Origin of the sequence: Psychrobacter sp. M13 (assembly GCF_030718935.1) — a bacterium.
GTDB lineage: Bacteria > Pseudomonadota > Gammaproteobacteria > Pseudomonadales > Moraxellaceae > Psychrobacter > Psychrobacter immobilis_G.
Window position 1 is genome coordinate 2,614,944 of record NZ_CP132194.1, and the last position, 12,689, is coordinate 2,627,632.

Annotated in this window: 11 protein-coding genes and 1 pseudogene; 7 read left to right on the forward strand and 5 right to left on the reverse strand. The window is 42.0% G+C overall.

Translation table 11 applies throughout. The features are described 5' to 3' along the window. Positions 1 to 109: 109 nt before the first annotated feature. The 4 genes and pseudogenes from Q9G97_RS11030 to pilG all read right to left on the reverse strand — a co-directional run. Positions 110 to 1,129 (reverse strand): annotated as a pseudogene (locus Q9G97_RS11030) (methyl-accepting chemotaxis protein); the annotation flags it as partial. Between the two features lie 355 nt (positions 1,130 to 1,484). Continuing rightward, positions 1,485 to 2,015 (reverse strand): chemotaxis protein CheW, encoded by a 531-nt coding sequence (locus tag Q9G97_RS11035; protein ID WP_201570100.1) that lies wholly within the window; start codon positions 2,013 to 2,015, stop codon positions 1,485 to 1,487. A 3-nt stretch (positions 2,016 to 2,018) separates the two neighbouring features. Further along, positions 2,019 to 2,381: a PleD family two-component system response regulator gene (locus Q9G97_RS11040; protein ID WP_305898856.1), complete on the reverse strand. Its 363-nt coding sequence runs from the start codon at positions 2,379 to 2,381 to the stop codon at positions 2,019 to 2,021. A gap of 132 nt (positions 2,382 to 2,513) precedes the next feature. Continuing rightward, a complete protein-coding gene (pilG, locus tag Q9G97_RS11045) occupies positions 2,514 to 2,906 on the reverse strand; it encodes a twitching motility response regulator PilG (protein WP_201570102.1) in 393 nt (130 codons plus the stop codon). Between the two features lie 485 nt (positions 2,907 to 3,391). Here pilG and Q9G97_RS11050 point away from each other — a divergent pair, with 485 nt between their 5' ends. The 7 genes from Q9G97_RS11050 (at position 3,392) to Q9G97_RS11080 (ending at position 11,980) form a co-directional block, all read left to right on the forward strand. Next, positions 3,392 to 4,687: an efflux RND transporter periplasmic adaptor subunit gene (locus Q9G97_RS11050; RefSeq protein ID WP_305898857.1), complete on the forward strand. Its 1,296-nt coding sequence runs from the start codon at positions 3,392 to 3,394 to the stop codon at positions 4,685 to 4,687. 284 nt (positions 4,688 to 4,971) lie between these two features. Continuing rightward, entirely contained in the window at positions 4,972 to 5,694 is a 723-nt protein-coding gene (locus Q9G97_RS11055) for a response regulator transcription factor (protein ID WP_201570104.1), read from the forward strand. 90 nt (positions 5,695 to 5,784) lie between these two features. Beyond that, positions 5,785 to 7,971, forward strand: coding sequence for a sensor histidine kinase (locus Q9G97_RS11060; RefSeq protein ID WP_305898858.1), 2,187 nt, complete (start codon positions 5,785 to 5,787; stop codon positions 7,969 to 7,971). A 246-nt stretch (positions 7,972 to 8,217) separates the two neighbouring features. Further along, the gene (locus tag Q9G97_RS11065; protein WP_201570106.1) at positions 8,218 to 8,988 is read left to right on the forward strand and encodes a methionine ABC transporter ATP-binding protein; all 771 of its coding nucleotides are present in this window, start codon (positions 8,218 to 8,220) and stop codon (positions 8,986 to 8,988) included. Between the two features lie 15 nt (positions 8,989 to 9,003). Beyond that, positions 9,004 to 9,690, forward strand: a complete 687-nt coding sequence (locus Q9G97_RS11070; protein WP_201570107.1) for a methionine ABC transporter permease — start codon at positions 9,004 to 9,006, stop codon at positions 9,688 to 9,690. A 186-nt stretch (positions 9,691 to 9,876) separates the two neighbouring features. After that, the gene (locus Q9G97_RS11075) at positions 9,877 to 10,848 is read left to right on the forward strand and encodes a MetQ/NlpA family ABC transporter substrate-binding protein (RefSeq protein WP_305898859.1); all 972 of its coding nucleotides are present in this window, start codon (positions 9,877 to 9,879) and stop codon (positions 10,846 to 10,848) included. 283 nt (positions 10,849 to 11,131) lie between these two features. Further along, positions 11,132 to 11,980: an aldo/keto reductase gene (locus Q9G97_RS11080; RefSeq protein ID WP_305898860.1), complete on the forward strand. Its 849-nt coding sequence runs from the start codon at positions 11,132 to 11,134 to the stop codon at positions 11,978 to 11,980. Positions 11,981 to 12,099: 119 nt separating this feature from the next. Here Q9G97_RS11080 and ccmE read toward each other — a convergent pair whose 3' ends face one another. Beyond that, positions 12,100 to 12,600: a cytochrome c maturation protein CcmE gene (ccmE, locus tag Q9G97_RS11085; RefSeq protein ID WP_201570111.1), complete on the reverse strand. Its 501-nt coding sequence runs from the start codon at positions 12,598 to 12,600 to the stop codon at positions 12,100 to 12,102. Positions 12,601 to 12,689: the final 89 nt, after the last annotated feature.

Here is a 12,689-nt window from a genome sequence, read left to right on the forward strand (position 1 = left end):
GATTAATGCTTGGTAGTTCATTAACCTCTGAGCATTAACTAGTACCTAGTCATTGGCAACAGCTAAACCAAAAATCGTGTTGAATGACAAGGTTTTTATAGCATGAGTATTAGCTATGATTTGATATCTTGAAACCTGTTACAGATTCTTGCAGTGCTCCAGCCATCTCATTGAGCTCACCGACTGAACGCGCTGTTGCTAACGTGCCTGAAGAAGTTTGTGAGGTGATGTCTTGAATGATAGTCATAGTGTTCGAGATATGACCTGCTGATTCTGCCTGCTGCTGCGCGGCATTAGAGATATTCTGAATAAGGTCGGATAGTGTATTAGAGACGTTTTGCACCTCTTCAAGTGCCTCACCAGCATCTTTTGCTAAGCGCGCACCACGTACCACCTCTGAGGTTGTCGACTCCATCGACATGACAGCCTCATTGGTATCAGCCTGAATGGTCTTAACTAAGGTTTCAATCTGTTTAGTTGCTTTAGCCGAGCGCTCAGCCAAACGCTGAACCTCATCAGCCACTACCGCAAACCCGCGCCCTGCCTCGCCTGCCATTGACGCTTGAATAGCGGCATTCAATGCCAAAACGTTGGTCTGATCGGCAATATCATTAATCAAACTGACAATATCGCCAATCTCTTGCGAGGATTCGCCCAAGCGCTTAATACGCTTTGAGGTTTCTTGAATCTGGTTACGAATAACATTCATACCCTCAATGGAACGCTGTACAACCTCAGCACCATTATAAGCAATATCGACTGAACGCTCAGCCACTATCGCTGACTCAGTCGCATTATTGGACACTTTATCAATCGATACCGCCATCTCATTGATAGACGCGGATACTCCAGCGATTTCTTGGGCCTGATGCTCAGAGGCCTCTGCAAGCTCAACGGCTTTGAGCTGTGTACGCTCAGAGGACTGGGATACTTGCTCAGCAGTATTATTAATGACCATTACTAGCTGACGTAACTGATCAATAGCAAAGTTTACTGAATCAGCGATAGCTCCTGTAAAGTCCTCCGATACCGTAGCACTGACGGTCAAATCGCCTTCTGCTAAGTCGCCTAATTCATCAAGCAGACGCAAAATAGCCATCTGATTACGCTCGTTTTCTTCTTGAATTTGACGCGAGCGCTCCGACTCAGTTTCCGCCTCTTGTCGACGGCGTAGCGTTTCTTGTTCAACTAAGGTGCGCTCACTACCATCGCGTTGCTTGAACAGCTGTGATAAAGAATAGACCACTATAATTAAAGCGATTACAAAAGCGATAACGGGTAAAACCACTGCTTGATTGAAATTCTGTAAATACTGACTCACTGCTGATAGTGAATTAAATATAACAACCAAGCTAATTATGATGACTACCGTGAAAATCCCTAACAAAGCGATCCATTTACTATTATTATTTTCGGTAGGTAAAGCAGATTTATTCATATTAAGCGCAGATCGTTTAGTCATATCATTCATTGTAGTTATTCCTTTATATTGCAGCATCAATATAGCGCGAGTCTTGTGCTAATAAGCTTGGCATAAAAACCAACCATTCTTGTTGGTTCTTGAAAAACCTACCGTGATTGTAGGGCGCAAATGGCGAGTGACTGTCCATAGGCTGCGCACGATACTGACTGCGCGTAAACTGCTCAATCCCTAGCACTTGATCAACGATCAGCCCTGAAAATACCGTACTATGATCAACGACGATTACCTTGCGCTGGCTCAATTGCGGTAGATGACTGGGCACGGCTAATAGCTTTGACAAATCTGTCAGCGGCAGCAGACGCCCACGAACATTAGCAATACCTAAGAGCCAAGGTTTTACTAAAGGAACACTAGTGTATTCAGGCATAGCCAGTATCTCTGACACCTCTCCTATAGGTGCAACTAAACGCTGACCACCCACCTCAAATACCACCCCGCGCCAGTCATACTCTTGTCCGCCTTGACGACCACTCAGACGTGCTTTGGCTAAATCAGCCAAACGCAGTAGCTCAATAAATCCTTTAGAGGTCACAAATTACTCCGTTACCATGCGAATAACACGCATTAATTCCGTCTCATCGATAGGCTTAACCAGATACTCTTTGGCACCTTGGCGCTTACCCCATACCCGATCGGTCTCTTGGCTTTTGGTACTTATCATCACAATAGGGATGTGTGCAGTGGCTTCTGTGTGAGTGATCTTACGAGTGGCCTGAAAACCGTTCATCTCAGGCATAACCACATCCATCAAAATAACATCTGGTATATGGTCAGTGGCCATCTGACAACCTTGTTGACCGTTAACGGCTTCTAGTACTTTATAGCTATTTTTAGCCAGCATATCGCGAAGCTTTACCATCTCAGATGGCGAATCATCAATGACTAGAACCGTGGTCATAGTTGTTTCCTTGATTATCAGTGATACCCTCTATGATATAGGGCGAGAATAACACTGTGAATGTTTTGAGTATTGTGTAGATAACAAAACCCGTAGGTTTTAAAATCAGTATTTCTGTCTATCATAAATTCATTATGACTGAACCGTATCGCGATACTTATTAATGGCGTCAAATAGCTCATCTTTACTAAAAGGCTTAGTCAAATATTCATCAGAGCCAACAATGCGCCCACGAGCTTTGTCAAATAAGCCATCCTTTGATGACAGCATAATAACGGGCTTGCTGGCGTAACTTGGATTATTTTTTATCAAAGCACAGGTCTGGTAGCCATCAAGACGTGGCATCATAATATCGACAAAAATGATATCTGGATTATTATCCACAATCTTTGCTAAGGCATCAAAACCATCGACGGCAGTAATGACTTCACAGCCTGCTCGTTGTAGTAAAGTCTCTGCCGTACGGCGGATAGTTTTTGAATCATCAATAACCATCACCTTTAGCCCTTCAAAATTATTTTCCATGTTTTGTATCCTATAAATAACGGTTTTATGCGTAATAGCAGTGTTTGTTGTACAAATTTATGGTTATGATTTATCCGCTACAGGTGATATTTTTATGTCTTCAATATACTGTTTATACATGCTCAATGCATTACGACAACAGTCAAGATCAAGTTAACAAGTACTAACCTATTATAGCATTGACTACCGTTATATTTTTAGCACAAAGACTAAACTGAGCCTTCATACTGCCTTAATAATTATCTGATAGCAAAATATAAACTAAAAATAAATTTTAGCTTTATTAGAAGCAAGTCACAACCCTGTAGCGTTTGCGCTTTATCATAGCAAAAAATATCAATAATGCGCACTGTTTAACGATCAAATTAACAGTATTTAGTCGAGAGCTTAGGTAGATAACTTAGTTTTTATGTCTAAGCTTTGTTTACACAATGAAATAACGTTTATAATTGCAAATTATAATCTAAATAACAATAGGTGACATGGTGTCCGATAATCATAAGAAATACTATAAAAAAGGCTATAAACATAAGGAAGGTTATAAAAAGGCTGTTTTAAGAATTTCTCTACTAACCGTCATAATAGCTATGACAGGCTGCCAGCCTCCTGAGCCAATCGTTGAAAAGCCAGCTATCGACGCTCAGCCCGCAACTGATTTGCCTATTATCATTGATGAAAACACAGTCACCATGTCACCTGAGCATATACTGAGCATCAAGCCCTCGCGTTATCAGCCAAGCTTAGGCTTGCAAGGGAATATCGCAGCTATCAAACAGGTGCGCTTTAAGGCCAATCAAGCCTTGACTGTGCAACAAGTACTGGTTGAGCCTAATCAATGGGTAGAGGCTGGCACCCCTTTATTCATAGTCAAACGTCAAGCTATAGTTGAGCCTCAAGATACCACTACTCCAGCAGAGACTATCGTAAACAACAACTCTTCTAATGATAGCGATATCAATGTTAAAAAAGATAGCATAGTAACAACGGATACCAAGACCGTTACAAATACAGGTAATGACCGCTCAAGCGCTGCAAAAACAGTAACTACGCCAGATGATCCGACTACAAAGCCAGATATTACTCCGGCAACGGCTGATACAGCACTTGAGAATATCGTTAACGAGAGCAAAGATAAAAGCCCCTCTAAACCCAAGATGAATGCCCCGTCATTTATTACTATCAAAGCGCCATTTACAGGCCGCGTAGATACTCTGTCTATTCAAGCTATGCAGCAACTAGATATCAATGCTCCTATGCTAAACTTAAGCAATGATAATGATCTACATTTTGTTGCTACACTGCCCATTCAAGCTAAGCCTCGACTCTCAGTGGGACAAACCGTAAACTTTACAACGGCGAGTCTAAGCGACACTTTTACAGGTCAAGTGAGTAAGCTGACCGTTAGCACTGATGATAAGCTATTGGTTGATGTTCATGTTATTAATACCGATAACAATCGTGGTAAGCTTAAAGCCAATATGGCGGTGACTGGGCGCGTTGATTATGGACAGATAGAGGTCGGTACTATCGTCCCAAAAAGTGCTATTCACGATGCCGATTTATCAGCTCTTACCAAAGCGCCTTTTAGACCTATGATGACCCTTACCGCCAATGTTTGGATCATTCAACAAAATCAGCGTTTGACGCGTCAGCCAGTAGAAGTTATAGAATACGATCCTGATACGGATCGCTATCTAATCGCTGGCATTAATAATGACAGTCTAATCTGTTTAGCCCAGCTGCCCCTACAATCAGCTGGTAAAAAGGTGATTGTTTCTTAGAGTAAGCATAGTAAATATACGGAATATAGCTGTTGAAACTTTGGCTTGGTTACTTAGAGTTATTTGCTTTAATTCAGTTACTTTAGCCCAGTTACTTTGATTCAGTTACATGGTATAGAAATATTAACAAAGCATGTCTTGTTTGGTAACGTCACAATTAGGCACTATAGTCTAGGCTAAGCTTGATTAACAATCAGCGTTTAGACTGTTATATCATTATAAAAAGCTAACAGATATAAGAATTCACAGAAAAAATATTAAATATTAACTTTAGAGGCTATTTTATGAGCAAGCAGATTTTATTGATTGAAGATGATCCAGATTTGGCAGAATTGATCAGTGATTATTTAACGATGAATTACTACGATGTCCATCATGCAGGTCTAGGTCAAGAAGGTTTAGACTTACTGGACACCAAAGAGCGTGATATTGATTTAGTCGTGCTTGATTTGATGTTGCCTGATATGGACGGTATGCAAGTCTGCCAAAAAATTCGTGGCAATAAAAATAATATGACTAATAAAGTACCTATTATCATGCTCACGGCCAAGGGCGATACTACTGATCGCGTACTTGGACTTGAGATGGGTGCTGACGATTATATTGCCAAGCCTTTTGAGCCACGTGAGCTATTGGCTCGTATTCGTGCGGTTATCCGTCGTCATGAGCAGCCTAACCAAGCTGAGAGTCAATCAGATAGTTTAACTTTTGGTCGTTTAAGTGTGTTTCCTGACAGCCATGAAGTCACTATCGATGAGCAGCCTGTACGTCTAACTACTCATCAATTCCAATTGCTCCACTACTTTGCTACCCATTCAGGTAAAGTTCTCAATCGTGAGCAGTTATGGCAAGCGATGCCAAATGACGATAGTTCGGACAATATCGATCGTGCTATCGATGTCCATATTTCACGTTTACGCGCATTGATTGAGGACAATCCTCGTCAGCCAAAACGCATCATTACTGTACGTGGTGTCGGTTATCAGTTTGCAACGGATCAGGTTTAAGTGATAATGGTTTAATGCTGCAACTGTAACTTTTAAGCCCTATGACTTTTGAGTACTGTAACCTCTAAGAATGACTACTGAGACTATTTGATGCAGCAATTGGGTTTTCGCTCTGTTTTTGCTAAGCTATTCGCCAGCGTAATGCTGGCGCTTATCTTATTTGCAGTGGCCATGGTGCTGCTGACTCAATTGGTTCATGACAAAGATGCGAACATCCGCTCTGAGGTGTTAGCGATGCAAATTTTGGGACAGATAGATCCTTTTTTGCAGGAGCTCAATATCTCAGTTAGTAAGGAGAATCGCCTGCAGTCGCGCTTTATGCTAGCAGTAGTCAAAAAAAGCTTCGATATCTTTGATGAGTCATTACAAGCAAAGATGGGCTTATATGATGCTCAGGGTAACTTGCTCATGCAAACCGATAATAGCGACCTGCCGCTTGAGCTGCCTGCTACGCCGTCACTATTATCACGTGTTTTCCCCTCTTTTGTAGATACGCCGCCCACTCAACAAGCACAAGTCTATAGCAGCACTGGCTATACCTTATTATACGAGTCACGCCTACCACCCAAAAAACCTGTACTGTCCGCTGCCCTGAACTTATTTACTGGGACGCTGCTGCTATTACTGATTATGTCATGTGCGCTGTGGTGGATTGCGCGGTCGATGACTTGGCGGATCAATCAGATGAGCCAGCAGATGAGCCAGCTCGGTGATGGCGACTTTAGTGTACGAGTCAACGCGCGTGGTAATGACGAGATTGCTTTACTGGCACATGGGTTTAATCAAGCTGCGCAAAAGATTGAGCACCTTATCAATGCCAATAACTTGTTACTCGCCCATGCCTCTCATGAATTGCGCACACCCATTACTCGTATTCGCTTGCAAATTGAGATGATGGATATGCTAGCGGTAGTATTACCCATTGATACTAAAGCTAAATTTGATAAACGGGCGCAGGCAATCAATCGTGATCTGTCAGGGCTTAATGACTTGGTCGAGAGCATTTTGCTGGTAAGTCGGCTAGATGCAGGTCATGTCATGCAGCAGATTGAGACCTTTGACTTATATGACTTGGTCAATCAAGAGCGTCAACACTTCTCTGAGGCAACTTTAATCGGCGAGCATATCGCTATTGAAGGCCAACCTCCTATGCTTACGCATCTGATCCGTAATCTATTAACCAACGCGATGCTACACGGCGAGCCGCCTATTACTGTGCTTCTTTATGGTGTACAGACTATCGATGAGGCCGATATTATTCCCGATTATCTACTGCAATCTTTGTTATCTAGTAGCTTGATTGACTACAACGATCCCGATCACAGTCATTATGATGAGCCATTGGGTGATATAGCATGGTCTGAAAATGGTCAACAGACGACTGGCCACGCTAAAGATGCCATAACTAAAGACGACAATAAGACTAAAGCAGATCCTAGTAGCGCGTTGCCTATTATTTATTGCAATGGTGAGACCATTAATGACGAGATACTCAATGACGATTTGATCAAAAATAGCAATAATAGATATGCTTTTGACGATAATAGCGATGACTCTGACACGTATAATAAAGCGAGCACCTTATCACTCGAACAAGCAGTAGAGCGAAAATTACCTGGTAATACAATTAGTAATAAGCATTCTACTGATGAGTTCTTTGATAAAAACCATAGTCCCAAAAACAATATTCCTAGAAACATTGTACCTTTACTGATCAATAATCACGATAAGGCGGCCATTAATCTAACAGATAAAATCAAAAAAGTAGTTTGGCGTTTGGTTCCTGAAACCTCACAAGTCAAAACCTCATTGCTAGCGGATAACAATGCAGTAAATGAGGATCAACCAAATAAGTCTAAGATAAATAATCAGAAGTCTAAAAAAGCCAGTAAAGAGATTGCTGATAAGACTTCTTTAACGATGCTTGAGACCACAGATGCGGAGGCATCTCCTCGTAAAGAAGGCTTATTTAAAAAACATCTCAAAAAACCTAAAATTGAAACACGACCTCTGCCCAACTATGTCGTATTAGCTGTGATAGACGAAGGCTCTGGTATACCAGAAGATAAGCGCGAAGAAATCTTTAGCCCCTTTGTACGTTTGCAACAAAAGAAAAAAGGCTCAGGGCTTGGCTTATCGCTGGTCTCGCAAATTGTCACCGCGCATCAAGGACGTATTACGACCGACACTATCAATGGCTATACTAGATTTTTATTAGTACTACCAGTAAAGCACGACCCGCATTATAACTATAATGATCATAACAGTCATGAATAATCATTATAGCCATGACTAAAAAGACTAGAGCCTACCCTATTCTCTCACTTCTCAATAGTGTATTAGCTCTCGCTTAATCACTAATATCCTACCTCTATATCCTTAGTCACTAACCTCATAACTAAATCTGTCAATAATATGCTATATTGACGCCCCTATTTTGTTATCACCTTTCAAAGCTTGTTTAATCCTTCAAAAATAAGCACTGCTGATAACCAAAAAAACTTATCTAATCTTGAGTTTTCTATGAGCGAGATGATCGTCCTAAATGATGTAACCAAAAGCTTTATGAGTGATCGCTCTATAAAGGGTGCCGATGGTAAAACGTTGCAATTTGTAGCGGTTGAGCCGACCTCATTGTCTGTACAGCAAGGCGAGATATTCGGCTTGATGGGTTATTCAGGGGCAGGCAAGTCAACTTTGCTACGCCTGATAAATATGCTTGAGCGCCCTGATAGCGGTCAAGTCATTATTGATGGTGTGGACTTGACTCAGTTATCCGCCAGCGACTTACGCATTGCCCGACATAATATAGGTATGATTTTCCAGCAGTTTAATTTGATGGCTAATCGTACGGTTTACGATAATGTTGCCTTTAATCTAACCGTCTCAGGGTACGCGAGTCGCGATATAAACAAGCGGGTAATGGCGTGCCTAGACATTGTCGATCTTACGGATAAAGCGGATCAATACCCTGCTCAGTTATCGGGTGGGCAAAAGCAGCGCGTTGGGATTGCTCGGGCTATTGCGCCTAGTCCTAAAGTGTTGCTAGCCGATGAGCCAACTAGTGCGCTCGATCCTGCTACGACGCGTAGCTTGCTCACCTGCCTGCGTGATATCAATGAGCAATTAGGCGTGACCATCGTCATCGTCACCCATGAGATGAGCGTTATTCGCCGTCTCTGCCATCGCGCCGCCTTGCTACATCAAGGACATCTGCTTGAGGTTGCGGATGTTAGCGATGGCCTGATTCAAGCGACTACTTTAATCGGCAAAGGCTTAGTACAAGAAGACTAGCCAAAAGAGATCATTATGTTAACTGGCACTGAATTATCCGTCTCAATTGATAAACTACTGACCCTACGTAAAGAAATTTGGCAGGCGACCCTCGATACTTTTATTATGCTAGGTATCTCAACGACTGCAGCGATTATTATTGGTGGAATATTTGGAATATTTTTATTCTTATCAAGTGATCGACAGTTCTTACAGAACAAAGCGCTATATGGAATATTAGGTAGTATTACCAACTTTATGCGCGCCTTTCCGTTCGTGATTTTGATGATTGCAATGAGCCCTTTTACCAAAGCTATCGTCGGCACAGGCATTGGACCTATTGCCGCCTCTTTAGTGCTGGCTATTGCAGGTTCGTTTTATTTTGCACGACTGGTTGAACAAAACCTGCGTGAAGTGCCGCGGGGTATCATTGAAGCCACCGAATCTATGGGAGCACGTCCCTTTACTATTATCAAAGTACTGCTCAATGAGGCGCGCTCAGGACTGATATTGTCCGTCACGATCCTGTGTATTAGTTTGCTGTCTTACTCGGCAGCGGCAGGTATGATTGGTGGTGGCGGTCTTGGTGATTTAGCGATTCGTTATGGTTACTATCGTTATCAAACTGAGGTTATGGTGTTCATCGTCATTATGCTATCGATTATGGTGATCTCAATTCAGGCTTTTGGTAATTGGCTAGCCACTCGCTTAGATAAGCGCTAGGCCACGCCCAAAGCGTAGAATTTAGTTATCATAAGTGAAACCCTTGACTTTAGCGCGTCCTAAGTTTAGTTTTATCATCATTTGCCCAGTGGTGCCGAATTAAAAGCCGTCATCTTAATTTGTTCATCTTTTAATACCAGCCTTTTATATTATTAGCTATTTACCACTTATCCTTGAGGAAAAACCATGAAATTAACAGATATCAGTCGTCAATTAGCAACCGCATTAGCGACTGTTGGCGTATCAGGTCTCGTGCTCGTTGGCTGTAATAATTCATCAGCACCAGAAGCCACTAAAGAGGCAGTAACCGAAGGTGAAACTGCCGTAGCCGCTCCTAGTGATATCGATCCTGACCATACCAAGATCGTCATCGGTACGACCGAAGGCGACTTTGCTGATATGGTCCGTAATCAAGTCAAAGGCTCGCTAGAAGCGCAAGGCTACGAAGTTGAGTTGATCACTTTTACCGATTATGTGCGTCCAAACTTAGCTTTGGCTGATGGCGACCTAGATATTAATATCTTCCAACACAAGCCTTATCTCGATAACTTTAAAGCCGAAAATAATCTTGATTTGATTGAGCTATTTCAAGTTCCTACCGCGCCATTAGGTATTTATTCTGGCAAAAAAACTAACATCGAAGAAGCCTATAAAGGCATGAGCGTCTCAGCGCCGAACGATCCTAGTAACTTTGCTCGCGCGTTAGTAATGATGAGCGATCTTGGTTGGATTACGTTAAAAGACGATATCGACCCGCTGACTGCAGCAAAGTCTGATATTGCTGATAATAGTAAATACGATATCAAAATCGTTGAATTAGAAGCCGCCCAATTACCACGCGCTCGTGACGAAGTTGACTTTGCGGTTATTAATGGTAATTATGCGACTGACGCTGGCATCGAATTGACGAGCGCTCTGTTCCAAGAGCCTAGCTTCAATTATGTCAATTGGTCAGCGATTAAATCTGCTGATGCTAATAAAAAATGGGTCAAAGACATCACTAACGCTTATAACTCAGATGAGTTCAAAAAGTATGCGAACGACACTTTCCCAGGCTATAAATATCCAAAGATTTGGAATCCAGAAGATTATGCCGCAAAAGTTAGCGCTACTGCAGGTACGGCTACTGCTACTGGCGAAGTCGCTGCTGCTGAATAGCTAGCTTGTCAGAGCTCTAAACAGTAGATATAAAAACGCCCACTACCAAAAGGTACTGGGCGTTTTTTATGACTGATTTTAAAGGGTCACTAAGCTTTATAATAGTAAGCTTTGACGTTACAGCCTGTGTAAGCTTTGTAGGAAACCGTCACTCGCCCTTTCACTTTAGCCTGCTTTTTTCTATAGTAGTTAGGCTCTATAGAGGTCGAGACAATAATATTCATGAGTAACCTCTCTTAATAAGTCCTCTATTAACAAATCACACGAATAATAAGGTCTAAATATGAGTACTAAAAACTATAATATCCGTACCGCTGGACAAGCCAATATTCCAGTACTGGGACTAGGAACTTGGCAGTCGACTGGACAAGACTGTATCGATGTCGTCAGCCAAGGTCTAAAAATGGGTTATGAACATATCGATACCGCGCAAGCTTATGGCAATGAAGTCGAGGTTGGAAAAGGTATTAAACAGTCAGGCGTGGCACGTGATAAATTCTTTTTGACGACGAAGATTTTCCCTGATGATATGAAGTTTGAGCCAGAGAAACTGGTGGCAGCGGCTAAACGTTCTTTAGAAAATCTAGATACCGATTATGTTGACCTGCTATTACTACACTGGCCTGATGATCGTGTGCTATTATCTGATACCATTCCAGCCTTGTGCGAGCTACAAAAGCAAGGCTTAACGCGCAATATCGGCGTTTCTAACTTTAATATTGCCAATATTATTGAAGCCAAAAAGTATGCTGACGTGCCGATTGTGGTTAACCAAGTTGAGTTTCATCCATTTATTAAGCAAGATACTTTGCAGACCTTTTTGAATAATCATCATATTTTATTAGAAGCCTACTCGCCACTGGCGCGCGGTGATGTGTTTGATAATGACATCATCAAAGACATCGCTGACAAGCATAACGTGACGCCAGCACAGATATCATTGGCTTGGATATTATCAGACAAACACCGTATCGCTATTCCGAAGACATCTAACCCTGACCACTTACAAGGTAATTTGGATGCGACTAAAGTACAGTTGAATGCCGATGAATTAACGCAAATCAGTAAATTGGCTCGTAGCGACGGTCGTAAAATTGAACATCCAGATTATACCCCCAAGTGGGATGACTGATTAAGAATGAAAAGTATACAATCTAAAAGTTAAGACTATTTTTATTACTAAAAAATCCACTGCATCAGACAGTGGCTTTTTTGCAATGAATTTTTAGATTAATTTAGCTAAAAATAATTCTACTGTACGAGAGTTTGAGTTTTATGCAAAGGTTCAGCAGGATTGTACTGCTCAGAAGCAGGTGCTAAGCTGCTACGATTATTCTCTTTAAGAGAGTTTGCGACCTCAGCTGGCATGTAGTTTTCGTCATGCTTAGCGAGCACTTCACCTGCTACAAAGGTCTTACCTTGCATCTTACCTGTAGCGACTACCCCTGAGTTTTCGGCAAACAAATCCGGCAATATACCTTGATAAGTCACGGGTACTGTTGATTGAAAGTCAGTAATATCAAATTCAACGCTCAGGGGATCGGTTGGCGAGCGCTGTACACTGCCTGCAACCACCATACCGCCTGCACGAATGCGCTTATCTTGAGGGGCCTGACCTTCTGAGATAGCCGTTGGGTCAAAATAATAATCCGTCTGTTGTCCAATAGCATACAGTACCAGTACCACGGCCACCGCTGCACCTGCAAGGGTAAAAAAGACCCACATAAGTTTTTTGCGACGAACTGCGTTCATACGACTCCCTCATAATATGCTTTTAATATCGGCTCTACAGATTCAAAATAGAGACTGATTCAGCCTGACTCTATGCAAATCATAGCTCT